At 60.5% G+C, this 26,187-nt stretch carries 25 protein-coding genes and 2 tRNA genes; 8 read left to right on the top strand and 19 right to left on the bottom strand.

Translation table 11 applies throughout. The features are described 5' to 3' along the window. Window positions 1-147: 147 nt before the first annotated feature. Complete coding sequence (locus WN982_RS04265; RefSeq protein ID WP_341314538.1) at window positions 148-393, top strand: helix-turn-helix transcriptional regulator; 246 nt, start codon at window positions 148-150, stop codon at window positions 391-393. 4 nt (window positions 394-397) lie between these two features. Here the strand turns inward: WN982_RS04265 and WN982_RS04260 are convergent, their stop codons facing one another. Then, window positions 398-622 (bottom strand): hypothetical protein, encoded by a 225-nt coding sequence (locus WN982_RS04260; protein WP_341314537.1) that lies wholly within the window; start codon window positions 620-622, stop codon window positions 398-400. Between the two features lie 196 nt (window positions 623-818). Between WN982_RS04260 and WN982_RS04255 the strand changes: the two genes are divergently transcribed. Both WN982_RS04255 and WN982_RS04250 read left to right on the top strand, forming a co-directional pair. Next, window positions 819-1,025, top strand: coding sequence for a DUF2158 domain-containing protein (locus tag WN982_RS04255; protein WP_341314536.1), 207 nt, complete (start codon window positions 819-821; stop codon window positions 1,023-1,025). A 249-nt stretch (window positions 1,026-1,274) separates the two neighbouring features. Further along, window positions 1,275-2,126, top strand: a complete 852-nt coding sequence (locus WN982_RS04250) for a hypothetical protein (protein WP_341314535.1) — start codon at window positions 1,275-1,277, stop codon at window positions 2,124-2,126. Window positions 2,127-2,865: 739 nt separating this feature from the next. Here the strand turns inward: WN982_RS04250 and WN982_RS04245 are convergent. The 3 genes from WN982_RS04245 to WN982_RS04235 form a co-directional block, all read right to left on the bottom strand. Beyond that, window positions 2,866-3,354 (bottom strand): hypothetical protein, encoded by a 489-nt coding sequence (locus WN982_RS04245; protein ID WP_341314534.1) that lies wholly within the window; start codon window positions 3,352-3,354, stop codon window positions 2,866-2,868. Between the two features lie 116 nt (window positions 3,355-3,470). Further along, the gene (locus WN982_RS04240; RefSeq protein ID WP_341314533.1) at window positions 3,471-4,523 is read right to left on the bottom strand and encodes a hypothetical protein; all 1,053 of its coding nucleotides are present in this window, start codon (window positions 4,521-4,523) and stop codon (window positions 3,471-3,473) included. A 44-nt stretch (window positions 4,524-4,567) separates the two neighbouring features. Beyond that, window positions 4,568-6,157: a hypothetical protein gene (locus WN982_RS04235; protein WP_341314532.1), complete on the bottom strand. Its 1,590-nt coding sequence runs from the start codon at window positions 6,155-6,157 to the stop codon at window positions 4,568-4,570. 71 nt (window positions 6,158-6,228) lie between these two features. Between WN982_RS04235 and WN982_RS04230 the strand changes: the two genes are divergently transcribed. Then, window positions 6,229-6,302: transfer RNA gene (locus tag WN982_RS04230), tRNA-Gly, on the top strand. Between the two features lie 40 nt (window positions 6,303-6,342). Here WN982_RS04230 and WN982_RS04225 read toward each other — a convergent pair. Beyond that, window positions 6,343-6,822 (bottom strand): hypothetical protein, encoded by a 480-nt coding sequence (locus WN982_RS04225; protein WP_341314531.1) that lies wholly within the window; start codon window positions 6,820-6,822, stop codon window positions 6,343-6,345. Between the two features lie 4 nt (window positions 6,823-6,826). Continuing rightward, window positions 6,827-7,210: a hypothetical protein gene (locus tag WN982_RS04220; protein ID WP_341314530.1), complete on the bottom strand. Its 384-nt coding sequence runs from the start codon at window positions 7,208-7,210 to the stop codon at window positions 6,827-6,829. 360 nt (window positions 7,211-7,570) lie between these two features. Here WN982_RS04220 and trmB point away from each other — a divergent pair, with 360 nt between their 5' ends. After that, window positions 7,571-8,353, top strand: a complete 783-nt coding sequence (gene trmB, locus WN982_RS04215; protein ID WP_341315714.1) for a tRNA (guanosine(46)-N7)-methyltransferase TrmB — start codon at window positions 7,571-7,573, stop codon at window positions 8,351-8,353. Window positions 8,354-8,477: 124 nt separating this feature from the next. On the opposite strand, the gene WN982_RS04210 is transcribed toward trmB, so the two are convergent. The 4 genes from WN982_RS04210 to WN982_RS04195 all read right to left on the bottom strand — a co-directional run bounded on the left by WN982_RS04210 (window position 8,478) and on the right by WN982_RS04195 (window position 11,871). Further along, window positions 8,478-9,800, bottom strand: a complete 1,323-nt coding sequence (locus WN982_RS04210; RefSeq protein WP_341312674.1) for an IS5 family transposase — start codon at window positions 9,798-9,800, stop codon at window positions 8,478-8,480. 129 nt (window positions 9,801-9,929) lie between these two features. After that, a complete protein-coding gene (locus WN982_RS04205; protein WP_341314529.1) occupies window positions 9,930-10,766 on the bottom strand; it encodes an undecaprenyl-diphosphate phosphatase in 837 nt (278 codons plus the stop codon). A gap of 76 nt (window positions 10,767-10,842) precedes the next feature. Further along, the gene (locus WN982_RS04200) at window positions 10,843-11,436 is read right to left on the bottom strand and encodes a DUF1439 domain-containing protein (RefSeq protein WP_341314528.1); all 594 of its coding nucleotides are present in this window, start codon (window positions 11,434-11,436) and stop codon (window positions 10,843-10,845) included. Window positions 11,437-11,529: 93 nt separating this feature from the next. Further along, a complete protein-coding gene (locus WN982_RS04195) occupies window positions 11,530-11,871 on the bottom strand; it encodes a YkgJ family cysteine cluster protein (RefSeq protein WP_341314527.1) in 342 nt (113 codons plus the stop codon). Window positions 11,872-12,091: 220 nt separating this feature from the next. Between WN982_RS04195 and hemN the strand changes: the two genes are divergently transcribed. After that, window positions 12,092-13,477 carry an oxygen-independent coproporphyrinogen III oxidase gene (gene hemN, locus WN982_RS04190; RefSeq protein WP_341314526.1) on the top strand — a complete coding sequence of 462 codons (1,386 nt, stop codon included), beginning with the start codon at window positions 12,092-12,094 and terminating at the stop codon, window positions 13,475-13,477. A 106-nt stretch (window positions 13,478-13,583) separates the two neighbouring features. After that, a tRNA-Leu gene (locus WN982_RS04185) sits at window positions 13,584-13,668 on the top strand. A 206-nt stretch (window positions 13,669-13,874) separates the two neighbouring features. Here WN982_RS04185 and WN982_RS04180 read toward each other — a convergent pair. Next, complete coding sequence (locus tag WN982_RS04180; RefSeq protein ID WP_341314525.1) at window positions 13,875-15,257, bottom strand: amino acid permease; 1,383 nt, start codon at window positions 15,255-15,257, stop codon at window positions 13,875-13,877. Window positions 15,258-15,470: 213 nt separating this feature from the next. On the opposite strand from WN982_RS04180, the gene WN982_RS04175 reads away from it, so the two are divergent. Then, a complete protein-coding gene (locus WN982_RS04175; protein ID WP_341314524.1) occupies window positions 15,471-16,409 on the top strand; it encodes an alpha/beta hydrolase in 939 nt (312 codons plus the stop codon). Between the two features lie 53 nt (window positions 16,410-16,462). Here the strand turns inward: WN982_RS04175 and WN982_RS04170 are convergent, their stop codons facing one another. The 8 genes from WN982_RS04170 to WN982_RS04135 form a co-directional block, all read right to left on the bottom strand. Then, window positions 16,463-17,296, bottom strand: a complete 834-nt coding sequence (locus WN982_RS04170; RefSeq protein ID WP_341314523.1) for a M55 family metallopeptidase — start codon at window positions 17,294-17,296, stop codon at window positions 16,463-16,465. Beyond that, window positions 17,296-18,369, bottom strand: a complete 1,074-nt coding sequence (locus WN982_RS04165; protein WP_341314522.1) for a P1 family peptidase — start codon at window positions 18,367-18,369, stop codon at window positions 17,296-17,298. The genes WN982_RS04170 and WN982_RS04165 overlap by 1 nt, the downstream gene beginning before the upstream one ends. Then, entirely contained in the window at window positions 18,366-19,271 is a 906-nt protein-coding gene (gene gsiD, locus WN982_RS04160; RefSeq protein WP_341314521.1) for a glutathione ABC transporter permease GsiD, read from the bottom strand. Before gsiD ends, WN982_RS04165 begins: the two co-directional genes overlap by 4 nt. 7 nt (window positions 19,272-19,278) lie before the next feature. Continuing rightward, window positions 19,279-20,199: a glutathione ABC transporter permease GsiC gene (gene gsiC / locus WN982_RS04155; RefSeq protein WP_341314520.1), complete on the bottom strand. Its 921-nt coding sequence runs from the start codon at window positions 20,197-20,199 to the stop codon at window positions 19,279-19,281. Between the two features lie 102 nt (window positions 20,200-20,301). Continuing rightward, window positions 20,302-21,864 carry a glutathione ABC transporter substrate-binding protein GsiB gene (gene gsiB, locus WN982_RS04150; protein ID WP_341314519.1) on the bottom strand — a complete coding sequence of 521 codons (1,563 nt, stop codon included), beginning with the start codon at window positions 21,862-21,864 and terminating at the stop codon, window positions 20,302-20,304. Between the two features lie 87 nt (window positions 21,865-21,951). Next, the gene (locus tag WN982_RS04145; protein WP_341314518.1) at window positions 21,952-23,874 is read right to left on the bottom strand and encodes a dipeptide ABC transporter ATP-binding protein; all 1,923 of its coding nucleotides are present in this window, start codon (window positions 23,872-23,874) and stop codon (window positions 21,952-21,954) included. Window positions 23,875-23,968: 94 nt separating this feature from the next. After that, entirely contained in the window at window positions 23,969-24,949 is a 981-nt protein-coding gene (locus WN982_RS04140; RefSeq protein ID WP_341314517.1) for an isoaspartyl peptidase/L-asparaginase, read from the bottom strand. Beyond that, entirely contained in the window at window positions 24,946-25,911 is a 966-nt protein-coding gene (locus WN982_RS04135; RefSeq protein ID WP_341314516.1) for a MurR/RpiR family transcriptional regulator, read from the bottom strand. The genes WN982_RS04140 and WN982_RS04135 overlap by 4 nt, the downstream gene beginning before the upstream one ends. Window positions 25,912-26,187 lie beyond the last annotated feature (276 nt).

Genomic DNA, 26,187 nt, shown 5'->3' with positions numbered 1-26,187 from the left:
TTGGCTTCTGCAATTTTCTAGCGACCACCAATGGCCATAGCAACAGCAGCCACACTGAATTGTCACTTATAGTGCGTGTCACTATAGAGCGTGGATTCATAGAGGTCAAATCCATACCCTTCGTTGGTTGTTTTTGGACGCCCAACGATGGATTACGACCCGCTAGAGTTGTTCGGAAAACGAGTGGTGGAACTGCGGAAGGCAAAGGGCTGGTCGCAGGAGAAACTCGCGCTCGAATCCGGATTGGCGCGGTCTTACGTCGGCGGCATCGAGCGCGGGCAACGGAATATCGCGCTATACAACATCTGTGTGCTGGCCTCGACCTTGGAAGTCGTGCCGAGCGAGATGCTTATGTTCGATTCCGTGCCAGCCAAGTCGCACCGCCGCAAGTAACCCGTCACGGTCGATGAGCGGCATACATGGCCCATGCCGACTCGATCAGCGATGACGACGCATCGTCAGATTCATATCCCGGCACGTCCTCAAGAAACATCAGCAGCCTGTCGGTAAACTGCGCCCGAGAGAGGTTGCTTCCGAATACTTCGCGAGCGGCAACGGCGAGATCGCGAATCTGGTCGATGGTCAGCGGCTGGAGATTGCTTTGGCATCGGGTATCGTTCATGCGCAGACTATCCTCGCAGTCCCGGGCTCAACACAACGAAACCGCCTTCCCCTAAGACGGCAAACGGAAAGTTTTAACTGACTGCATTCCGCCTCTTAAGAATTTTTCTCGGAACGTTTTCCAAGCTCGAATCCGTGAAATTTCCCATGTAGACTAGCGAATGCGTCATCCAACAATCCACCTTAGGAAGACATTGATGAGTTATAACGAGGGCGATGTAGTGCGGTTGAAGTCTGGCGGTCCGCAAATGACGGTTAGTGGAATTATTGGACCTGATTCCCCATTGCGAATGCTGAAGATGCAAGGTTTTGACGACGGCGACGTCACCGTGCAGTATTTTGATGGCGGCAAACTGGTCAACGCGACGTTTAAGCAGACGGTGATCGAACTGTGCTCTGACTAGATGGTACGCTGCACGAGCACATCAATTCAGATTGGCTCGCTCGGTCTGTGAAGCATAAACCGAGTGACGCCAAAACCCGAGTCGCCGGCGTGCCCCCACTGAGCTCCGGTAGATTTTCGCACGGTCCGAGACCGTCAACGCGCTGACTACGGGCGATTGCTGACACCCCCTATCGCTCGTCCACGCAAGAATCCAAGAACCTGTGCTGTAGAATTGTCCGTGCCCTAAAGCGCAACGCGTGGAGGCTGGATGAATTCGGATGACAGCACAGATAACCCGATCGTTCCAACGGATTCGGCCGTCGATCAAATTAGGATTCAGCTCGAAAAACTTAACCCGAGCACGAAACGCCGCATCCTTGAAAAGTTTGCTTTAGCGGCGCTCGGTAGTATTCCATGGGTCGGCGGTTTCATCAGCGCGCTAGCGAGCATGAAGACCGAAGAGCCCAGTCTGCATGCATCATCCCTCCAGACGCAATGGCTCGAAGAACATCAAGCCAAGATGGAAACCCTCAGTGGGACCATGCAAGATATCGGTCGGCGATTCGAGGCAATCGGCGATGAGATCGATGAGCGGCTAGCGAGCGGCGAATATCTGGACATCGTGCGGAAGGCCTTTCGCACTTGGGACAAGGCCGACACTGAAGAAAAGCGCCGCTACGTGGCGAACCTCGTGACGAACGCCGCTGGGACCCGGCTATGCTCCGATGACGTGGTTCGCCTCTTCATCGACTGGCTGGACACTTATCACGAATCCCATCTGGCGGTAATCCGCGAAATCTTCAGCAATCCGGGCTCGACACGATTTGATATCTGGACCGAGATTTACGGCAACCTAGTTCGGGAGGACTCGGCGGAAGCTGACCTATACAAGCTGCTGATCCGCGATCTCAGTACCGGCGGTGTCATTCGACAAGCGCGTGACACAAACGCCGATGGGCAATTTCTGCGCAAGCAAGCGGTGCGTAAACCACCAAGCCCAGCCAATACCACCGTCGAGTCAGCGTTCGACGGCAACAAGCAATACGTCCTTACTGAACTGGGCAAGCAGTTCGTGCACTATTCGATGAACGAAGTGGTGCAGCGTGTCTCCCAAAATTGAACCCCAACTGACCTGCTGATGCCCAACTTAAACAATAAATCCGAGTACTTCGAGTTCTCGCGAACGCAAAAGTTACCCGCGCGCTGCCCTATCCTCAATCGTTGCGAACGCCGCGCGCACACTCTGGCCATTGCTAACGATTGGCCCTTCGAAGACTCCATTAAACTCGCCGAACTTCGAGTGCCTATTGTCCGTGTGGTTGGCGAAGGGCCATGCAGCGCGGGCGGACGGGACAACTTCATTGCGCGAGGTCTCTGTCCCGAGGTCCAGCTATTCGAATCCTCGCGTGCAATCCCGGGGCTAACAGGTGCTCCGACTACCGAGGGAGAGTACGACAAATATTGGGAAGTACAATACAGGGTCTTGGATACCGGTCATTTTTCCGAATGCTCGGAATATGTAATGGCCGAGTCGGACGACGCTGTTGGTGCCGGGGCCGAGCAAAGCGCACCGTGGTGGCGAAGCAATTTCCCATGGCTTACCGATACCGTACTCAAGATCGTCGGACTGGTGCTTCAAGTGCTGACACGCCGGTGAGTGACGCCACGGTGAGGTTGGGTGTACTGAGCCCACGCCGATTCGATCAGCGCCGACCCAACGTCGCCCGACTCGTAGCCCGACACTTCTTCGAGCGTGTGTACCAGCTTGTCGCAGAATTCGGTACGCGGTAGGCCCTCGGCCAAAATCGTCCTGAATGGCCATCGCCGGTCTGCAAATCTGGCCGGCGATACGCGACCAACTATGTCCGATCCTCAATCACCTTGACGCTTGCTCCCTCCTTCCAAACAGCGAAGCAGACAAGACGGCCGCGCAATGCAGGTGGGGAAGCCTCGACATGATTGACCGGTGATCCGACATTAACGAATATCGCAAGCGGATATTCGAGCACGTCCATAATGACGCAGAGCTTGCCGAAGTCAACAATCGCTTGCGCGCGCGTAGCCTGTAATTTGAGTTCAACCACGGCATGATTACCTTCGGCCGGGGTTCGATGTCGGGTCGGGTCAAACGGTTCGTGAATGATGATATCGGGTCGCTGCGACAAGCCGTGCACCTGCAAGCGCTTTTGGTATTCCTGCTCGATCACGGTACCAACAGGCAGTGGGACAAGTCGATGCAGTTCCGCGAGAAGTGCCCCTTGAAAGCCACGTTCTGTTTCGAAAAGTCGTGGCTCGGCTATTGAGGAAAGAGCATCGCGGAAGTTTCTTATCAACATCTCGTGTTCCATGAGGTGTCTCCAGCTTCCGTAAAAGGTGCAGAGCAACATTCATCGTCAAAGCTACTGCTCAAATCGAAAGGTAGTGAAATAGCGATGGCTCCCTACGTCGAGCGTGTGTCGTTCCCTTAAGCTTCGATCAGCTTACCTTCCGGCTTTGACCTCGGCCACACTTCGAACATCCAAAGCTTTAACACGTCACCATAGAATCCTTCGCGCAGACTTAAGCTTAAGGCAGCGGGCCCAATGGAAGGGGTCAGTCGAGTCACTTTCCCGTCTTCTGAGACCGTTAAATAGTTGTAGTAGCTTGACACCATCCCACTTAGCGTTCCGAGATGCTGGAAGTCGTGTTCCAGCGTATCGTCGCGCGGAGCTGACTCGTATTCGATGTATTCGAGCTGATCACCATTCAACACGGGCTCGGCTTTTGTCTCTGTCCATCGCGAATGCAGCATGAAATACAAAGCCCACACCTTCTCCTCCTCGGTGAGGATCTCATACCCCGCTGCATAGAACGTAATGGCTGATATGATGAAGCGTAAAGTGTTGTCAGGCTGCAGCGCCCGAGGCTTACTTTTATCTGCCCAAATTCTGCAAGTCAACGGCGGGATCGTTGACAGCATCATATCTCCGAGAAGGACGGACCAGTTATGCATCATTGCGTCCGCGAACTTCAGTTGAATCGCACCCCTACGCGTCAAAACCTCCTCTGGTTTTACAACCGTCCACATACGCAGGCTGGACCAATAAATCGCGAGTAGTAAGGGCCTTTTGAACAAATTGGCGTACGCACTCAGTCGCTCCAGATATTTTCTAGACATCGAAAACGCCTGATCAAAGCCGTGTACATGGCAATTCTTAACTTCGATCAAATACTCTGATCCGTCCTTCAATACAACCCGATAGTCCGGCGGTTGAACCCGCGGATCGAGGGAAGTTATTTCTCCCGCATCTTCCCGCTTGATGATCAACGATTTCCCGAGTGAGGCGACAACATACTCGAACATATTCTCCACTCGTTTCCCGTGAAGCAAACGTTCGTCAGTCCGGGCCGCGCCAAGCAATTCTGTGAAGGAGATGGCACTATCGACTTGAGCAAGGTCGATGTTTCTTGCTGTCCCGATACAATCAGCCAGTTCCAGTGGACCAAAACGTTCTGGATCTCTATGGATTCGTTGCATGTTCTTGAGGAACGCCCTCCAAGATCTTCGCCTAGAAGAGCTAACTATATGATTGACGACGGAGTGGTTCCTGTACCTGCACCAACTTGATCGAATAGATCGGCAGAGCGTTGGACGGGACTGAATATTGCGTCGTATAGGGCGTCAGGCTGAACCCGTAAGCGCAATCCATCCGCAAGACGCGTTAACGCAGAGAGTCCGACAATGCCCAGTCCAAACCGCTCTGCCTCCTCGGCAAATGGCGCGATTTCTGCATCTCCATGCTTCGTGACGAGGACACCATTTACCTGAACATTCCCGAGTCGCTGTGCGACAAAACTATCTCTTATTCGCAGAACACGTTGATGTAGCTTCGAAAGCTTTTCGGATGCGTTAGAAACAACTGCCGCGCACTCAACCACCGCGATCCTTCGCGTTGGAGTCTCGCAATAGATGTCCGGCGCGTCCTGCAAGTGAGACACATCTCCAAGATACATGCAGTCGAAGCCAAGCTCTTCCAGAACAAGAGCAAAGACTCGTTCGAAAGGGTGGCCTCGCGACTCGCGGGACAGTAGTTCTTCGCGCAGCTTTGTAAGATCCTTGTCGAATTGAGCAAGGAATGCCGCGCGCTGACTTGGCAGTCTTGTGGAATCACCCACCCACCAACGCGAAATATGATGTCCACCATAGCTGAGAAAGACTTGGCAGACCGGGGTATCGCCAACATCTTGCTCGACTCGTGCGGCAATTAGCCCATCCTCTTGAGCGGACCACGCAAGCCTTGCCCCAGGTATCGACAACCGCGTAGCGTTCTGCTTGTCAGGGACAATTTTCACGCCGATCTTGAGCAAGGTCGGATCGACACGCGGGCTAGCGACGATCTTAGCTGAAAGCTTGCCATCGCTGATCGTCGAATCGGCCAACTTCGTCTCTGCAGGCTTTTCGAGCAAGATTTCTATGGCCGTTTCTGTACGTTGCATGACTGCAATGGGCAACAGATGCTCACTCAACAAGTCGGCCAAGCCATCGTAGGGAGTATCGAGACATCGCACCCGATGCTCAATATCTCCGAGAAATCGCGGATCCACATTCAGCGCCCGGCCGGCCGACAGCATCAGCGCTGGGGATCTCGCCTGGCTTGGTTGAGCCTGAGGATGATTGTCCGCAAAAAACGTTGCACTCAGTGAATTCCCGTCAGTTTGTGGCAGGGTGTAGACCTCCCCATTGATCTTGAGCTGCCCTGCGCAGAGGATTAGATCAAGATCGAAGTTCGCGTTCGCCAAATCGATCGGCACTCGCCCTACTACGACACCGTCGAGCCGTACAACGGAAGGTTCGAGCAAAATCGGCTGGACTGTCTCATAGACGTATCGAACTATCGCCCAGTGGAGCCACTTTGTACCTGCGGCCTCGATAGCCAAGTACGACACGATGACATGCTGCGCGGCACTCGTCCAATGCTCCGCGAGAGCCCTAAATCGATCGATTTCGGACTGTGCGTGGGTTGATATTTGGAATGGAACGCTAGTTGGCGTCATCGCCAGTCGCCTGTAGCAATAGAAGGTGTGATCATACGCCGAACTCTGAACTGGCCCCTTCACCGCGGGCGACAGATCGCTCTCCGAGCGATGCCAGCGAAAAATCCCGAAGTGCATACACTTTTCACGCCACTGAACACGATCCCGACTCCCCAAAGCGCCGAAACCCCTGTAAAATAGCGCGCTCTGCGGGCGTCGTATAATGGTAATACCCTAGCTTCCCAAGCTAGAGCCGTGGGTTCGATTCCCATCGCCCGCTCCAATGCTTTTCCAGCCTGCCTTGGCGACTTGCCAGCTCGAGCCTACTTCTTCGCGGTCTTCTCAACGGCCTTGACCAGCTTGAAGCCGCCTTTGTCCAACACGTAGTAGTAAGTCCCGCTGCCCGTTTCGTTCCTGCTACCGTGAACCACGATCAAGCGGCTATCGCGCCGGGACTCGATCGGCTCCTTCACATCCACATCCCAGCAACACACAGTGAAAGGCAGCCAGGCGACGTGACCGGTCTTCGCATCGATCGCGACGCTCGATACACAGGACGCCCCGCATCCCCAGCTTGCCAGCACATAGTGCCCGGCGAAATTCGGCCTCTGATGGCTGGCTTCGCGTATACGCGTGGCATATTCCTTATCGTCCGCGGATACGAGCCGCACTTTCGCCGCTTTACCGGTAAACGTGTCGCTGACGGCAAAATCTTCAAAGCGCGGCACGTTGACGTCAGCGGCTCGCGCCGCACCGACACAGCAAATGGCGGAAACAAAGCCCATCAACAGAAGCCTTCTCATTGCTTCAACACCAATGATTCGTTTCCCATACCACGCGCGCGGACGCGGCGGTGTAATACCGGCCGAGAATATAGCGAATTCCGCCCTGGCATTCTTCGACCGCATTACCGAACGATTTTTCGCCATTCGGATTCAGCTCATATTGGGGCGGCAATAATTGGTAAAGCCCGCGCGCCGAGGACTTCGGATTAAGCAAGTCCACTACGCCGCCAGACTCCTGCGCCATCAGCCACAGCAAGTCGTTGAATTGAGTCAGCGGCACCCCTTCAATGGACATCGCTTTACGAAGCGCATTCTGAGAGGTAGCCGGAACGGCAGTCGGACCGATAGCGACCCAACTCTCTTTGGCCGCTTTTGTCTGACGATGATTGTGTGCGTATTTGCCCATGGTTGATTTTCGTTTTGATAATCGTTGCAACGGGATGGATTACAGATCAATTAGATCATACGAATCGAAATTTCGGTAATCTGAATGTAATCTCACTCCCGATTTCAGTCCACCCGCCGTCTGGACGCACCCTTTTCGGTTGTGCTACCTTACGCGCACTTGCAACGCCCGCTCCACCTCCTGCTGAGCTTTCAGCGGAATCCAGCACGAGCCGCCTCCATGAAGGCGGCTTTTTTGTAGTGGCGGCGGTTTGGCATGGCGACCCGTGCGAGCGGCGGCCCGAGCCGCACGACCGCGCGGACCGCGCCTTACGGCACGCCACGCAGCCTCGAAGCCCTCACCCTTGTAGCAGCACCGACGATGATCCACGATCCAAACGACGCCGGCTTGCCGGACGACCTCCCGCCGAATTCCGGTGAAACTGAAGACGAACCCATCGAAGACGACGCACCCGCCGAAGCAGCACTGCATCGACGCCGCATCCGCAGCTTTGTCACACGCGCCGGCCGCGTATCGACCGGCCAGCGCCGCGCGATGGATGAACTCGGACCGCGTTTCGTCGTGCCGTTCACGCCGCAGCAGCCCGACTGGAACAGCGTATTCGGCCGCGAGGCGCCGCGCGTGCTGGAGATCGGCTTCGGGATGGGCGCGACCACCGCGGAGATCGCCTCGCATCGTCCGGACGACGATTTTCTCGGCGTCGAAGTGCACGAACCGGGCGTCGGCGCGCTGCTCAAGCTGATGGGCGAGCAAGGGTTGTCGAACATCCGCATCATCCAACACGACGCAGTCGAAGTGCTCGAACAGATGATCGCGCCGGACAGCCTCGACGGCGTGCATATCTTCTTCCCCGACCCGTGGCACAAGGCGCGTCATCACAAGCGCCGGCTGATCCAGCCGAAGTTCGTCGCGCTGCTTGTCTCGCGTCTGAAGCCGGGCGCGTATCTACATTGCGCGACCGACTGGCAGAACTACGCTGAACAAATGCTCGAAGTGCTGGGCGCTGAACCCGCGCTGGAAAACACCGCCGACGGCTACGCGCAGCGCCCCGAGTATCGCCCGGTGACTAAGTTCGAGCGCCGCGGGCTGCGGCTCGGACACGGCGTGTGGGATCTGGTGTTCAGGAAGCGCAAAGCTGCGTAAAACCGCTCCATAGCGCGTTCACCAAAAGCAAAAAAGGTCCGCATTTCTCGCGGACCTTTTTCATTTCTTTCGAGCGGCGACTAAAAAGTCCGTCCTGAACAATTCGTTTTGCCGACCACCGGCGTTACGGCGATGGGACCGCAGCATTGCGGCGGTTAAGCATGGCAGCCAGAATAAAGACGCAAAGAAGCCGTAGCTTCCTCAGGATCATCCGGAGGTTGTGGCCAGCGCCGCACAGCACCGCGTGCATCGCGTCGCCCAGCGCACCTTTGAGCCAGTTCCGATCGAGTTTTCCGTCTGTCTTCATGTGACCGATGGCTGGCTCGATTGCGCTGCGCCGTCTGATCATCGCGCGTAGTCCGCGTGTGATACCCCGCCGCAGGCCCGGGTGGTAGATCTTCACGCCGTCGACGGCGACACCCTTGTATCCACGGTCGACGATGGCGACTTCCGGCGTGACGTCGCTCAGGATTGCCGCCTGCTCCAGCGCTTCAGCCAGCGTATGACCGTCATACGGATTGCCCGGCATCGAGCGCATGCCAACTACCAGTCCTTCCCTGTGAGTCGTCGTGATCGACACCTTCACGCCGAATTCGTATGGCTTGCGCGCCTTGCCTTTGGCCAGACACTCGACTTCCGGCGCATGCAGCGCGTACAGCTTGTTCTTGTCCTTCGGCTTCTGCGCCAGGATGCGCTTCGTGCGGCCAATCAGCTCCATCAATGCAGCACGGCCGGGGTCTGCCACCTGGGCGACCTGTCGCTCCACATCGCGCATCACCCGTCCAACGCGTGAACGCAGCGTGCGCAGTGCTTTCCTCATGCGCTTGTACTGCTTCGCGTGAGCGTAGCGGCCAATCTGCAGCCCCAGACGCGGCGCCTCGCGGTTGTAGTTCTGCCGCAGCTTCAGGCCATGCCGCGCGGCCGCCTTCACCAGATGTTCGCGACACCGCTCGAGCAGGCGTGAATCGGTTGGATGGGAGATCGCCTTTTCCATCACCGTGGTGTCGACGATCACCCGCTTCACGCTCGCGGCCTTGATCACACCGGCACGTTTGGCCGCCTCGATCGTCTCGGCCAGCAGCTCTTCAACGCCGGCTTCGCCCAGTCGTTTGCGCCAGCGCGTCAGGCTCGACGGGTCGATCGGCGGTTCGGTCTGCAAATAGGTCTCACCGGTGAACACCTGCCAGTACGGGTTCTCCACCCATTGCCAGACGACCTCTTCGTCGGACAGATCGAATGTGTGCTGCAAATACAGCAGCCCCGCAATCAGGCGCGGCGAGCTCGCCGGTCGACCTTTGCCCGACACGAAGCTCTCGCTCATTAACGCGCCCAGCCGCTCCCAGTTGATCAGCTCGGCCAACCGCACCAGCGGATGCTTCAGGTTGATCTGTTCGCGCAGCGGATGCCGGAAGAAATCTTGTTCCGGCATAGGTGTCTTCGGGCCCATCTGCACCTCGTCGAAAAATGCAGGATTCTCGCGTTAATGTGCCAGGTTCCTGCAAATCTCACAACACCATTTCGGCCTAAAAGCTCCGTCGCACGAGGCTCTCCGGGTTATTCAGGGCGGACTAAAAACTCATTCCGTCCAGCTCAACGCCCCGCTGTAGCCCACCAGCAGGATCAACAGTCCGAAGCCGATGCGGTACCACGCGAACGCGGTGAAGTCGTGCGCGGCGATATAGCGCAGCAGCCAACGCACGCATATGAAGGCGCTAACGAAGGCGGCCACGAAGCCCAGCGCTAATATGCCGAGCGTGTCGACGGACAGCACTTCCCAGCCTTTGTGGAGCTCGTACGCGGTCGCGCCGAAAATGATCGGGATCGCGAGAAAGAATGAAAACTCCGTGGCGACACGCCGATCGAGACCGAACAGCATCCCGCCGATGATCGTCGAACCCGAGCGCGACGTGCCCGGGATCAGCGCGAAACATTGGGCGAGGCCGACTTTCAACGCATCCAGCGGGGTCAGATCGTCGACGCTCTGCACGCGCGGCGCGGCGTCGCCTCGCGCGCGTTGGCGCGCCTCCGCCCACAGGATCACCACGCCGCCCACCACCAGCGCGAACGCAACCGGCACCGGCGAAAACAACGCCTCCTTGATGGCTTTTTCGAACAGCAAGCCGAGCACGACTGCGGGAATCGTCGCGATGATCACGTTCAGCGTGAAACGGCGGGCGTCAGGCCGGCTCGGCAGACCCGCCACCACGCTGCCGATACGACGGCGGAATTCCCAGCAGACGGCCAGAATTGCGCCGAGCTGGATCACGACATCGAAAGTTTTCACGTGTTCGTCAGTGAAGTCGAGCAGGCTGCCCACGACGATCAGATGGCCGGTGCTCGACACCGGCAAAAACTCCGTCAACCCTTCGACAATGCCCAGAATCAGCGCCTTGCAAGCCATTAGCCAGTCCATCCGTGACCCTTATCGCTGTAGATAGTCGGAACAGGGTCAGCACGGTAGTGCGCGGCCCCGCCGGCCGCGCACGTCGTCACTTCTCGACGATTTGTACGCGTATGCCGTTTGTAAGGATGGTGATTGTACCGGGTTCGTAGTTCACACCGGCAAATTGCAGCTGTTCGGGCTTGAAGGTGTAGATCGGATAGTTGGTCAGCAACTGCGTGGCGAGCAGCGCGGCGGCGGCGTTGATCTGTTGCGTGTAAGCCTGCGCCTGACCGCTCACGCTCACGTTGTCGACGTTCGGCGACTTCAGCACGACCGACTTGCTGGCGGAGTCGTAGGCGAGTTCGCTCGACAGCGTGAATACACCGTCGACCGGCTGCGGCATGAACGGGCTCGCGAGCCGCGCGTCGAGCTTCACAGAGACCCGGTTGGCGTCCGGCAGCAAGCCCACCACTGGATTGGTCAGCGCGACCTCGAACACCTGCGAAACCGTGCGCTGATACGGGAATTTACGCTGCACCGCGTCCTGCACCTGCTGCTGCGAGAACGTGTAATGCGACGGGATGAACGGAAAAATCGACGCGGCGCAGGCTGTCAGCGACACCGTGATGCCAAACGCCGTGCAGCTTGTTAGCGCTGCAAGCAAGAAGCGGCGCCGGGTCGGCGCAGCGGGTCGAGTCATGCGAAATCTCCTGTGGAAGCCTTCTCGAGCATGCGGTTGCGTTGTGTTGGGCTGGTTTGCCGTGTTGGATTGCGTGGCGGCTCGGCGCGCGTGCTATCGGCGCAGCGCCGGTTGCGGTTGAGTTTGCGTTTCAAGTTCGATGAGCCAGGCGAGCGCTTCGCCGCGGCTCGTGCCGCACATTTCCATCTGTGGTTGCAGACCGGAACAGCAAGCCGGCCGCTCCGGCTGACCGAAGATAGCGCAGCGCAGATCGTCGCCGAGCTGCACGCAGCGCACGCCCGCCGGCTTGCCCTGCGGCATGTCTGGAATCGGGCTCGAAATCGACGGCGCGATACAGCACGCGCCGCAATCGGGGCGGCACGCGTGACCGTCCACATGAAACGGGGACTCGCGCTTCACAGCGCTCTTTACCCCGCTTGTCGCTAAATCGCTCACAGCATTTTTCCTGAAATCGAACATCGGCAACACGTCACCAGACTCGCATTGTGCCATCGCCTCACGTGCGACCTTTTTACACAATCCGGCATGCAATCGCTCACGTAAACTTGACCGATACGAAAGGCCACGCTCAAGAGGCGCCCGCGCTGTTCGATCCGGTCGTGTGACGTCGCCGGCTCCTGCCTCTTCAACGGTGGCCGTCAGACCCGAGCCCCTCATGACCACCGCCAACACGCTATTCCGCCCCGACCTGCTCGCCAAATACAGCGCGAACGGTCCACGTTATACGTCCTATCCGACCGCCCTGCAGTTCCGCGAAGAGTTCGATTCCGCCGACTATTTACGCGCCGCCGCCGACCCAGGCGCATCCGCCACGGATCTCTCGCTGTACTTCCACATTCCGTTTTGCGACACCGTGTGCTTCTATTGCGGCTGCAACAAGGTCGCCACGAAGAACCGCGCGCACGCGCGTCCATACGTCGAACGGTTGAAGCGTGAAATGGCCCTGCAGGCGGCGCATTTCGACACCCGGCGCCCGGTGTCGCAACTGCATTGGGGCGGCGGTACGCCGACCTTTTTGTCGCACGACGAAATGGCCGAACTGATGGCAGCGGCGCGCCAGCACTTCACGTTGCGGCCCGATACCGAGGGCGAATATTCGATCGAGGTAGATCCGCGCGAGGCGTCGCCCGAGACTATCGCGCATTTGCGCAAGCTCGGCTTCAATCGGCTCAGCCTCGGCGTGCAGGACTTCGATCCAGTGGTTCAACAGGCGATCAACCGGATTCAGCCGCTGGATATGACCGCTTCGGTGATGCAGGCCGCGCGTGACACGGACTTCCACTCGATCGGCGTCGATCTGATTTACGGCCTGCCGCATCAAACCGTCGACAGCTTCAGCCGCACGCTCGACACAATGCTCGAGCTCGCGCCGGATCGGTTGTCGGTGTTCGCTTATGCGCACATGCCGCAGCTCTTCAAGATGCAGCGTCAGATGGACCCTGCCACGCTGCCCTCGCCGGCGGTGCGGCTCGCGCTCCTGCAACGGGTTGTGGAGCGGCTGACGAGCGCGGGCTACGTCTACATCGGCATGGATCACTTCGCGCTGCCCACCGACGAACTCGCGCGCGCTCAGGCACAGCGCACGCTGCATCGGAATTTTCAGGGCTACAGCACGCGTGCGGAATGCGATCTGATCGGCTTCGGCGCGTCGTCGATCGGCAAGGTCGGCGATGTGTACGCGCAGAACGTCAAGGATCTGCCCGGCTATGCCGCGGCAATCGACGCTGGCCAGCTCGCGATCACGCGCGGTGTGCGGCTCACCGCGGACGATCGTCTGCGTCGCGATGTGATCACGCAACTGATGTGCAATCTCGAGCTGCGCTTCGGCGAATTCGAAGCCGCTTACGGGATTCGTTTCACCGATACGTTCGCGCCGGAACTGGAACGCTTGCGCGGCTTCGAGGAAGACGGGCTGGTGTCGGTGAACGGCAGCAAGCTCGAAGTGCAGATGGCCGGACGCATGCTGGTGCGCAACATCGCGATGGTGTTCGACCGTTACCTCGGCCAGCAGACCCTCGAGCGGTTTTCCCGCACGGTTTGAAGACCGTGGAGGCGTTGGACGTGACCGGCTTGCCCGCCGTCGAATTTTCGGCCATAATCTCGGTCTTCGCCGCGCGCCATAACCTGACGCTCGCGCTGCAAGACCTGCCCAGGTGGTGAAATTGGTAGACGCAGGGGACTCAAAATCCCCCGCCGCAAGGCGTGCCGGTTCGATTCCGGCCCTGGGCACCAAGAATTCGACTGCGTTCAACAGACACACAGTCTTCAGCTTTTCCTCGAACCCCGCCAGCGCGTTCTGCCTGCGGGGTTTGTCGTTTCTGGCGATCTCGCCCGCAGTCTACGCGTATTGCAGCAAACAGCGCAGCCAACCAGCCACTCGCGTCGGTCAGGCGGCGTGCGCACGGAAGACCGCACGCCACGCAGCCTAACGTCCCCTATCACTCCGCCACCGTCACGCCGCCACCCGCCGCCGCGCGTCGACGCTTGAACGCATAGCCGACCCACATCACGACCAGCCACGCCGGCACGAGCCACACCGATACCGACAAGCCCGGCGTCATCGCGAGAATCACGAGGACCAGCGCCATGAACGCGAGGCAGATCCAGTTGCTCACGGGAAACCAGAACGACTTGAACACCAGCGTCTCGCCCGCCGCAACCATCGCCTTGCGCGACTTCAGATGCGTCAGGCTGATCAGCGCCCAGTTCAGCACCAGCGCGGCGACGACGAGCGCCATCAGCAGGCCGAGCGCTTCGGCAGGAATCAGGTAGTTAACGATCACGCAGGTGAAGGTGGCGAGCGCCGACAGACCGATCGCCATATACGGCACGCCGCGCCGGTCGACCTTCATCAGCGCACGCGGCGCGTTGCCCTGTTCCGCCAGACCGTAGAGCATCCGGCTGTTCGCATACACGCCGCTGTTGTACACCGACAGCGCCGCGGTCAGCACCACCACGTTGAGGACATTCGCCGTCAGCGTCGAACCGATCTGCGAGAAGATCATCACAAACGGGCTGCCGCCGGCGGCCACCTGATTCCACGGATACAACGAGAGCAGCACCGTCAGCGAGCAGATGTAGAAAATCAGGATCCGGTAGATCACCTGGTTCACGGCCTTCGGAATGCTTCGCTGCGGATCGTCGGCTTCAGCCGCCGTGATACCGATCAGTTCGAGGCCGCCGAACGAAAACATGATGACCGCGAGCATCATGAACAGGCCGTGGAAACCGTGCGGGAAAAAGCCGCCATTCGCCCAGAGATTGGTGATCGAGGCCTGCGGACCGCCGTGACCGCTGATCAGCAGATAGCCGCCGAACAGGATCATGCCGATCACCGCAACCACCTTGATAATCGCAAACCAGAATTCGGTTTCGCCGTAGGCTTTGACGTTGGCGAGATTGATCGCGTTGATGCCGGCGAAGCACACCAGCGCAGACACCCATGTTGGCACACCCGGCCACCAGTAATGCACGTAGGTGCCCACTGCGGTCAGCTCGGCCATGCTCACGAGCACATACAGCACCCAGTAGTTCCAGCCGGACAGAAAGCCGGGAAAATCGCCCCAATATTTGTACGCGAAGTGGCTGAACGAACCGGCGACCGGTTCCTGCGCCACCATCTCGCCGAGCTGCCGCATGATCATGAATGCGATGATGCCGCCGATCGCGTAGCCGAGAATCATCGACGGGCCGGCTGCCTGCAACACGCTGGCGGAGCCGAGAAAGAGGCCCGTGCCGATCGCCCCGCCCAGCGCGATCAGCTGGATGTGGCGATTCTTAAGCCCGCGCTTCAGGCCATCTTGCCGCTGTGCACTATTCAAAATTGCGCCCCAGAGTATGGATATCGATCACCCGATCAGACTTATGGTCTGGCCGGGCAGAACCAAAAATTTTACCGCGGCCGATATTGCCTAAATACTGGGACCAACCCGCCCTTGGTTCTGCACCGCACCTAACCGCGACGATATCGATTGACAAGGCGTGCCGCTTCGGTATGTTGCCCTAGTCGATGTTTCAGCCTTCGGAGATTCAACATGTCGCCCAAACGTCTGCTTTGCGCTGCTGCTTTGTGTCTCTGGTTCGCTGGGGCGAGCGCCGTCGCGCAAACCGCGGCACCCACTGCCGAATCCGCCGCCGAACCGGCGTCCGCGCCAGACATGGAATCGCCGGCTCCCGAAACGCCGGCAACGCCAGCAGCAGCACCCGCACCAGTAGCGCCAGCAGCACCCGCTGCGCCGGCCGCAGCCGCCCCGCTACCCGCAGCGCCGATGACTGGCCCCGTGCGCAACGTCGTGCTGGTTCACGGTGCCTTCGTCGATGGGTCGAGCTGGAATGGCGTTATCGCGAAGCTGCAGCAGAAGGGCTATCACGTAAGTTCGGTGCAGAACCCGCTCACCTCCCTCGCCGACGACGTCGCCGCCACCCGCCGCGTGCTCGCGCGTCAGGATGGCCCGACCATGCTGGTTGGGCATTCCTGGGGCGGCGTGGTGATCACCGAAGCGAGCGCGAATGCGCCGAACGTCGCCGGCCTTGTCTACGTGGCGGCGATCGCGCCTGACCTGCATGAATCGGCGATGGATCTGATGAAACGCGCGGCGCCGATGCCCGCGGGCAAAAACATCGCCGCCGACCCGACCGGCTTTCTCTGGTTCGACCGCACCAGGTATCACGCCGACTTCGCCGCCGACGTCCCCGAAAACCTGACGCGCGTGCTCTCCGCCGCGCAACAGCCGATCGCCGCGAAGGCGTTCAGCGAAACCGTCAGCCAGGTGGGATGGAAAGAAAAACCCTCCTGGTATGTACTGACAACGAAGGATCGCGCGGTGTCGCCTGAAGTCGAAAAGTTCATGGCTGACCGGATGCGTGCGAAGGTCGTGCCGATCTCATCGAGCCATCTTGCGCCGGTGTCGCACGCCGGCGCGATCGCCGATGTGATCGATCGGGCGGCGAGAGAACTCAGCCGGCAGCAGTAGGCAACTTCGGGCGTATGCGCGAGCTTTGCCCGGCATCGTTCTTTGGTATGCGGCTAGCGCAGCATGAACGACATCGCTGACAGGCAGTTCAACATACGGACCGCATGTTCCGCCGATGCCGCACTAAAGCGCAACGTGACGGCGTCGACGCGCGTAAGCGTCGGCCATTGGCAAAACAGATCGGCAAGCGCGGTGGTTTGCACGCGCAATTCGCATTCGACGGGCTTTGCTTCAGCACGAGCGGCTTGCGGCGCATGACCGGCCTTGAGGTGCTGTTGCACCACTTCGCGCGCGGCACTTTCGATCGCGTCACGTGCGGCGGCCGGCGTTTGCGTGACGCCGCTCGCGTGACCCGTCGCGCTCTTGGTGACGACAAAACGCGCACCAGGAAAACGCGGCGACGTTTCCTCGGCGAATACATCGTCACCGGACAAGAGCGCCACACGTGCGCCATATTCTTCCGCCAGCGCGCCATACAATCCCGCCTCGCCGACTTCGACACCGTTCAGCGAAACCCGCGCGAATGCGAAGCTATTGATGGTGTGCGCGAGGATGCCACGCGTTTGCGACATGGCGTGATAGCCGATCATGAACACGAGCGCCGCGCCGTATTCGAGCCCGGCCATCATGCCGAGCGTGCGCGGCTTGCCGAGCACCAGCTGGGCGCGCGCATCGAGCAGATCGGGCAACAGATTGCGGAAACCGCCGTGCGAATCGTTGACCCATACGTGCGTCGCGCCGCCGGCGAACGCGCCTTCGATCGCGGCATTGGCTTCGAGCGTCATCCAGCGGCGCGCGGCTTCGTATTCACCGTTGCCCGCACGCGTTTGCTCAGGATGGAACACACCGGCCACGCCTTCGATGTCGGCGGAAATCAGGACTTTCATCAGGAAGATTGCTTGAGAAGTTGAGCGAGGTCGGCAGCGGTGTCGTGCAGCGATAACCGCCGATGACCGTCGCGGCCCGTCACCGAGGAGGCGCTCCACAACGCATCGACAATCGCTTGCTCGACGCTGTCCGAACAGGCACGGAATAACGGATCGAGGCGCGCGTCCGCGAGCAAAGGCGGAAGTGCGACAAAATCTGAATCGTGCGGCACGGTGTAGGCCGTTGAAAACGCCAACGCGATATCGCCGCTGCCGTGGCCATACACCGAGCCGGTTCGTGCAAGGCCGGCCGCTGCACGCAACGACAGACGTTTGAGTTGGCGCGCGTCGAGCGGCGCGTCGGTGGCGACGATCATGATGATCGAACCTTGTTCCGGCTTGCCTGCCGCCGCGGCGGCTTTGGATGTACGCTCGGCCAGCACGCGGCCGAGCGGCACGCCGTCGATCGTCAGCATCGACAGGCGGCCGAAGTTAGCCAGCACCAATGCGCCGACGGTATAGGACTGCCCCGCTACGTCGACCACGCGCGATGCATTGCCGATTCCGCCCTTCAGATCGAAGCACGACATGCCGCGCCCCGCGCCGACCGAACCGCTTGCGACGTGAGTGCTTGCCGCAGCGCAGGCCTCGTTGTAATGCTGTTCACCGACTGCCAGCGCCTGGATATCGTTCAGGTATCCGTCATTGCATTCGAACACCAACGGATTGAGCGTCGACCACTCGCGTCCGATCCGCGGATTCGCGTGGATCGCCGCGCGAATCTGCGCCTGCGCCACCGCCGCGACGCCAAAGGTGTTGGTCAGAGCGATCGGCGTTTCCAGCACGCCGAGTTCTTCGACCTGCACGAGCCCGACGCTTTTTCCAAAGCCGTTGATCACCGACGCAGCAGCCGGCACCTTGTGGAGAAACGGATCGCCATGGTGCGGATGGATCACGGTGACGCCGGTTTGCACAGCACCTTCGTCCAACGTGCAATGTCCGGCTGTCACGCCTTGCACATCGGCGATCGTGCCAAGTGAACCGCGCGGCAATATGCCGATATGCGGCGCGTTTTGAAGTTCAGTCAAACTCATGGCCGCTCGAGCTTCGGATCGAGCGCATCGCGCAAACCGTCGCCGAGCAGGTTGAACGCCAGCACGGTGAAGAAAATCGCGAGACTCGGAAACAGCGCGATATGCGGCGCGGTGACCATGTCGGCGCGTGCTTCGTTGAGCATCGCGCCCCACTCCGGCGTCGGCGGTTGCGCGCCGAGTCCGAGAAACGACAGGCTCGCCGCCGTGATGATCGACGTGCCGATACGCATCGTGAAGTACACCACCACTGACGAAATCGTCCCCGGCAGAATGTGCCGCACGATGATCGTCCAGTCCGATGCACCGATGCTGCGCGCCGCTTCGATGTAGGTCAGTTGCTTGAGCATCAGCGTATTGCCGCGCACGAGCCGCGCAAACGCGGGGATGCTGAAAATCGCCACCGCGCAGATCACGTTGATCATGCCGTTGCCGAGAATCGCCACCACGCCGATCGCCAGCAGAATGCCGGGGAATGCGAACAGCACATCGGCGACCCGCATGGTGATACGGTCCCACCAGCCTTCGTAGTAACCGGCCAGCAAGCCGAAGAACGTGCCGATCACCGCGCCGATCGCCACCGACAGAAAACCGGCCTCGAGCGAAATACGCGAGCCCGCCAGAATGCGGCTGAAAATATCGCGGCCCAGTGAATCGACGCCGAACCAGTGCGCAGCCGTTGGCCCCGCGTTCAACGCGTCATAGTCGAAAAAGTTTTCCGGATCGTACGGCACGATATGCGGTGCGACGATCGCGACCAGGATCAACAGCAACACAAAAATGCCCGCGGCGAGCGCCACGCGCTGCTTACTGAATTTGCGCCAGAATTCACTCCACGGTGTGCGGATCGTGCTTTCTACGAGGGCGGCCTTGGCCGCATTCGCCTCGGCGACTGAGATGCTCATGCGGGCCTCACTTGAAACGGATGGTCGGGTTGATGACGGCGTACAGCACGTCCACCACCAGATTGATGATGATGAATTCGAGCGAGAACAACAGCACCTCGGCTTGAATCACCGGATAGTCACGCATCGAAACCGCGTCCACCAGCAGGCGTCCGAGGCCCGGCCAGTTGAACACCACTTCGACAACGATCGAACCGCCCAGCAGAAAGCCGAACTGCAGACCCATCATCGTGATGACGGGAATCATTGCGTTGCGCAGGCAGTGTTTGACGATCACGAGCCACTCCGGCACACCTTTGGCGCGTGCGGTGCGCACAAAGTCTTCGTTCATCACTTCGACGAACGAGGCGCGCGTGAAGCGGGCCATCACCGCGGCCACCGCCGCGCCGAGCGTGAGCGACGGCAACACGTAGCTCTGCCACGAACCGTCGCCGACAATCGGCAGCCAGCCGAGCTTCACTGAAAAAATCTCCATCAGCAGCATGCCGAGCGCGAAGGCCGGAAACGAAATGCCCGACACCGCGAGCGTCATGCCGAGCCGGTCCGGCCAGCGATTGCGCCACACCGCCGAAACGATGCCGATGCCCATGCCGAGCACGACCGCCCACACCATGCTGGCAAGCGTAAGTAGCAGCGTCGGCATGAAACGCTCGCCGATTTCCTGGCTGACCGGCCGCTTGCTGCGCGTCGACGTGCCGAAGTCGCCGTGCGCGATCTTCACGAAGAAGTGAGCAAATTGCTGCGGCATCGGCTTGTCGAGGCCGAGGTCGGCGCGCACCAGCGCGACGGTCGCGTCGTCGGCATCGGGGCCGGCGGCGAGCCGCGCCGGATCGCCCGGCAACAGATGCACGAACAGGAAGACCAGCACCGAGACGATAAAGAGCGTCGGCAGCAGGCCAAAGAGACGTTTGACAAGGAAGTTCAGCATGAAACCCAATCCGGCAATGGTGCAGGCAACGATGGATCGTCAGAAAGCGGCCGTCCGGCCGGCGTGCCCTTATGGAACACGCCGCGCTCAACGGTCAGCTCATCACCTGATCGCAATCTCGTCGAAATTGAACGAGCCGTCCGGCGCCACGTAAGCACCCGACAGACGCTTGCTGCGCGCATACACGACCTTCTCCTTGACGAGGAAGATCCACGGCGCGTCGGCCCAGATACGCTTTTGCGCATCGGCGTAAAGCGCGGCCTTCTGCGTGCGATCGGTGGTTTCGAGCGCCTGTTTCAGATCGCTGTCGACGGTGTCGTTTTTGTAGTACGCGGTGTTGACCATCTTCGGCGGGAAGGACACCGACGCGAGCAGCGGCGTGATCGCCCAATCCGCTTCGCCCGTCGACGACGACCAGCCCGCGTAGTACATCCGCACCGGTGCGGTTGCCGCGTCCTGAGCGCTCTCGACCTTGGCGACACGCTGCCCCGCCTCGAGCGCTTCGACCTGCGCCTTGATGCCGACCTGCGCCAGTTGCTGCTGCACGAACTGAATCACCTTCTGCGCGGTCGAGTAGTTATAGGCCGACCACAGCGTCGTTTCGAAGCCGTTCGGATAGCCCGCTTCCTTCAGCAGTTCGCGCGCCTTCGCCGGATCGTACGGCCAGGGGCCGAGCTTCGTCGCGTAGTCGACGCCCTGCGGCACTACGCCGTCAGCCGGCGTCGCATAACCGGCGAACACGACCTTCGTCAGCGCTTCCTTGTTGACCGCGTAGTTCAGCGCTTCGCGCACCTTCGGATTGTCGAACGGCTTCTGATTCACGTTCAGGCTGATATAGCGCTGGATGATCGAGGGCGACGCGATCAGATCGACCTTCGGGCTCGACTGCAATTGCGCGGCCTGCTCGAACGGCACCTGGAACGCAAAGTCCGCTTCGCCGGTGCGCATCAACGCAGCACGCGTGTTGTTGTCGACTACCGGCTTCCAGTCGATCGCGTCGACCTTCGGGTAGCCCTTCTTCCAGTAGCCGTCGAACTTCTTCACCGTCAGATCGCCTGCCGGATCCCACTTCACCAGTTCGAACGGTCCGGTGCCGACCGGATGGAACGCAATGTCCTTGCCGTACTTCTTAAGCGCCGTCGGCGAGATCACCACCGCCGACGGATGCGCGAGCACGTTGATGAACGCCGAGAACGGCGCCTTCAGCGTGATCTTCACTGTGTACGGATCGACCACTTCGGTTTTGTCGATGCGGTTGAACATGTTGTAGCGCTTCAGCTTGTTCGCCGGATCGGTGACGCGGTCGAAGTTGGCCTTCACCGCCGCGGCGTTGAAGTCGGTGCCGTCCTGGAACTTGACACCCTGACGCAGCTTGATCGTGTAGACGCGCGCATCCGCGCTTGCTTCGTAGCTGTCGGCCAGCACGTTGACCAGCTTCATGTCCTTGTCGAAACCGAACATGCCTTGATAGAACGACTTCGCAACGGCTTGCGACAGCGTGTCGTTAGCGTCGTACGGATCGAGTGTCGTGAAGGTCGAGGCGACCGCCATCACGGCAGTCGTTTCGGCGTGCGCCACATTGCCCGCGAGCATCGCGAACACCACCGCGCCGCCGCTGACCAGCGCGCGCAAACGAAACGGAGAAGACGGGATCAGCAGGTTCATGAGGTTGGCTCCAGGCAGCGAAATGAAACGGGGTTATGTGATGCGAGTGAAGAGTCAGGTCAAAAATCAGGGTTTAATAAGCAGAATTTAGTAAGCGCCGCCGACCCGATGCCCGGCGACGAAATGGTCCGGTCCAACCGCGACCAGCGGCGCCACGATCGGGTCGTCGTCGAGCGCGCGAATCGGGCTCGGAATTTCATCGGCGGCAAGCATCCGTTTCGCATGGCGGCGCGCCGGATCGGCCACCGGCACCGCGCCCATCAGCTTCTTCGTGTACGGATGTTGCGGCGCTTCGAACACCGCGCGGCGCGGACCGATCTCGACGATCTGGCCGAGATACATCACCGCGACGCGATGACTGACGCGTTCGACCACCGCCATGTCGTGCGAAATAAACAGATACGCGACGCCGAGTTCGCGTTGCAGATCGAGCATCAGGTTGACGATCTGCGCCTGCACGGAGACGTCCAGAGCGGAAACGGATTCGTCGGCGATCACGACTTTCGGATTCAACGCCAACGCGCGCGCGATGGCGATGCGTTGCCGTTGACCGCCTGAGAACTCGTGCGGATAACGGCGCGCGGCTTCGGGCGGCAAGCCGACCTTCTCGAGCAGCCACGCGACCCGCGCTTGTGCTTCTGCGCCCTTCGCCACGCCGTGCACGAGCAAGGGCTCCATGATCGAGAAGCCCACCGTCAAACGCGGATTCAAAGAGGCGAACGGATCCTGGAAGATGAACTGGATATCGCGGCGCAACGCTTGCAGCGCAGGGCCTGTCAGCGAACTGATGTCCTTGCCGTTGAATTCGATCGAGCCGCTCTTGCTTTCGACGAGACGCAGCAATGAACGGCCCGTCGTCGATTTGCCGCAACCCGATTCGCCGACGAGAGCGAGCGTCTCGCCAGGACGCAAATCGAAGCTGACTTTCTCGACCGCATGCACGCGGCCCGTCACACGGCCGAACAAACCGCTCCTGACCGGAAAGCGCGTGATCAGATCACGCACGCGCAAGATTGGCGGCGTGCTTTCGTCGATCGACGGTTGCGCTTGTTCGGCTACAGCGGCTGCGGGTCGAACGGCTTCGTCGGTACCGGTCAAGGCCGCTTGCTCGACCGTCAGAATCGGGAACCTGGCGGGCCGATCGGTGCCGTCCATCGCGCCCAATCGCGGCACGGCTGCGAGCAGCGCTTTCGTATAGGGATGCGACGGCGCGGCGAACAGCGCGTCCGACGCGCCCTCTTCGACTTTCTCGCCGCGATACATCACCAGCACGCGATCGGCCACTTCGGCCACCACGCCCATGTCGTGCGTGATGAAGATCACGCCCATGTTCATCTCGTCCTGCAAGCCGCGGATCAGCTGCAGGATCTGCGCCTGAATCGTCACGTCGAGCGCGGTGGTCGGTTCGTCGGCGATCAGCAACGCGGGCTTGCACGACAGCGCCATCGCGATCATCACGCGTTGCCGCATGCCGCCCGACAACTGATGCGGATAGCGTGCGGCCACGCGGCGCGCTTCAGGGATGCGCACAAGTTCGAGCAGGCGCAGCGTTTCAGCATGCGCGGCGGCCCGGCTCTTGCCCTGATGCAATGCGATCGCCTCGCTGATCTGGTCGCCGACTGTGAAAACCGGATTGAGCGAGGTCATCGGCTCCTGGAAAATCATCGCGATGTCGGCGCCGCGAATCGAACGCATCGTGCCGGACGACGCTTTCGCGAGATCGAGCACGCTGCCGTCGCGGCGCCGGAAGGCGATGCTGCCGCCGGCAAGGCGCCCACCGCCGTGCTCGATCAGCCGCATCAACGCGAGCGATGTCACCGATTTGCCCGAACCCGATTCGCCGACGATCGCCAGCGTCTCGCCGCGCTCGACCGTCAGCGACAGATTGCGCACCGCGTTGAAGGTCGTCTCGCCGCTGCGAAACGCGACGGACAGATCGTCGACCGCGAGCACGCGTTGCGGCGGCAGGGTTTCGATAAGCGGGCGGGCGATGTGCGAGGAAATCGGCACGATGGATTCCTTTGAATTCGAACGCGGCTAGCGGTAGTTCATGCAGTGGCTCACGCGATGAAAGTGGCACCAGCCGTGCTTGCGCGGGACGGACTTAGCGATAGATCGCCGTCATCGGCGTCTCGCCAAGGCGGGCAAACCCGCGATACATGCCTTCGGTGTTGAAAGGCAGCGTGACATTGCCGCGCGCATCGACGGCGACCAGACCGCCGCGGCCATCGATCTTCGGCAGACGGTTCATCACTACGTCGTTCGCCGCTTCTTCGAGCGAGACGTTGCGGTACGCCATCTGCGCGGCGACGTCGTAGGCGGCGACCATGCGCATGAACATCTCGCCGGAGCCGGTGGTCGAAACCGCGCAGGTTGCGTCGTCCGCATAGCAGCCCGCGCCGATCAGCGGCGTATCGCCGACCCGGCCGACCTGCTTGTTGGTCACGCCGCCCGTCGACGTTGCAGCCGCCACATGGCCGTGCTGGTCGAGCGCGACCGCGCCGACGGTGCCGAACTTGCGATTCGGGTCGATCGGTTCGTGCGGCATCGGGTCGTCCTCACCTGCAGCGAGCGTCGCGCCGTCGTGATCGAGCATCGCGCGTTTTTGATCGCGCGCGAGCAGCCATTGACGATGACGCGCTTCGGTATGGAAATACGCCGGCTCGACGAATTCGAGACCTTGCGCGGCCGCGAACGCTTCCGCGCCTTCGCCGGTAAACAACACGTGTTCACTGCCTTCGAGCACGCGGCGCGCAGCCAGAATCGGATTGCGCACGCGCTTCACGCAGCAGATCGCGCCGGCTTCGAGCGTGCTGCCGTCCATGATGGCCGCGTCGAGTTCGTGCGTGCCGGCCGCCGTGTACACCGCACCGCGGCCCGCATTGAAGAGCGGGCAATCTTCGAGCAGACGCACGGCTTCGCTGACGGCGTCGAGTGCGCTGCCGCCGTCAGCGAGCACGCGCTGTCCGGCGCTTAACACTGTGTGTAACGCGGCGTGGTATTCGGCTTCGGCGCTGGCCGACATCGACGCGCGCAGGATGGTGCCTGCCCCGCCGTGAATGGCAATGACTGCGTTGGAGTTCATCGTTTCGCTTTGGTCGCGCGGGTGGTACGGGTAGAAGCGCGCTCCGGCTGATCCGTCGTACTGGACGGCACGGCTTGTGGATCGGTCAGCCACGGCAACACGAATTCGGTCACGCCCGCCGCCGCTTTGACGGAGCGTTTCGCGCGATACGCAACTGCGTCGCAGAGCGCTTCGATGACGGCCAGCACGGCTGCATCGGCGTTCGCCGCAAGCCGCCGTTCGGAGCGGATATAGAGCGTGAGATCGGCGAATTGCGCGAGCGGCGAGCGCGGGCTGTCGGTCAGCGCGAGCACGCGTGCACCGCGGCTTGCGGCACGGCGTGCGAGTTCGATGGTGTCTTCGACATAACGCGGGAACGCGATAGCGACGACGAGATCGCCTTCGTCCGAAGTGAACAGACGCCGCGCGGCATGCGAGGGTCCGCCGATCAGCGCGAGCGACTGTACGTTGTCGTGATACGGCATCAGGCCGTGCTCCATCAAGCCCGCGAGAAACGCGCTGGAGCCCGCGCCAAGCACGAAAACACGGCGCGCGGCAATGATTGCTTCGACGGCGGCTTCGGCGGCGGCACTATCGATCGCGGTGCGGGTGGAGTGCAGATTGGTTGCCGCCTGTTCGAGCGACGCGTCGATCAGATTGTCGCCGGGAGCGAGCGACTCTTGCGCACTACGCAGCCGTTCGACTGGCGCGAGCGTGGCTTCGAAACCGCGAACGAGCGCTTCGCGAAACTGGGGATAACCATCGAAACCGAGCGCGCGAGCAAAGCGATTCGCCGTTGCCACCGATGCGCCCACCACGCTGGCCAGTTCGTCGATACGCATGGTGGCGGAGCGAAACAGATTGGCCAGCACGTAGTCGCCCATGCGCCGATGGATCGGCGTCAAAACCGGCATCGCCGCGGTGATGCGCGCGGCGATTGCCTGCTCGGCGGGATTGGATGCAGCGGATGCGTGATGGATCATGCGAGCGAAGTGGCGCTGCCACCGTCCCCCAAGGGGACTTCCTGCAGGGCGTAGTCAAAATGCATGAAATTATATTTACATGAAAACCTCACCGAAAAAAATTCATTTTCATTTTCGCGGGTTTTTCCCGATGACCGGGCGAGACTAGCCACGCAGTCACGCTGCGCGATGAAAATCCGTTTTCATCACGCGGCTGCGGCACGCTCGGGAAGCCGCGCAAGACGCGCGGCCGGCGACATGACGATGATCAGCGCCCGCGCGGCGCTCCGCTTCTTG

The sequence above is a fragment of the Paraburkholderia sp. IMGN_8 genome, assembly GCF_038050405.1.
Classification (GTDB): domain Bacteria; phylum Pseudomonadota; class Gammaproteobacteria; order Burkholderiales; family Burkholderiaceae; genus Paraburkholderia.
The sequence above is the reverse complement of the archived record's forward strand: the minus strand, read 5'-3'. Positions and strand labels throughout refer to the sequence as shown.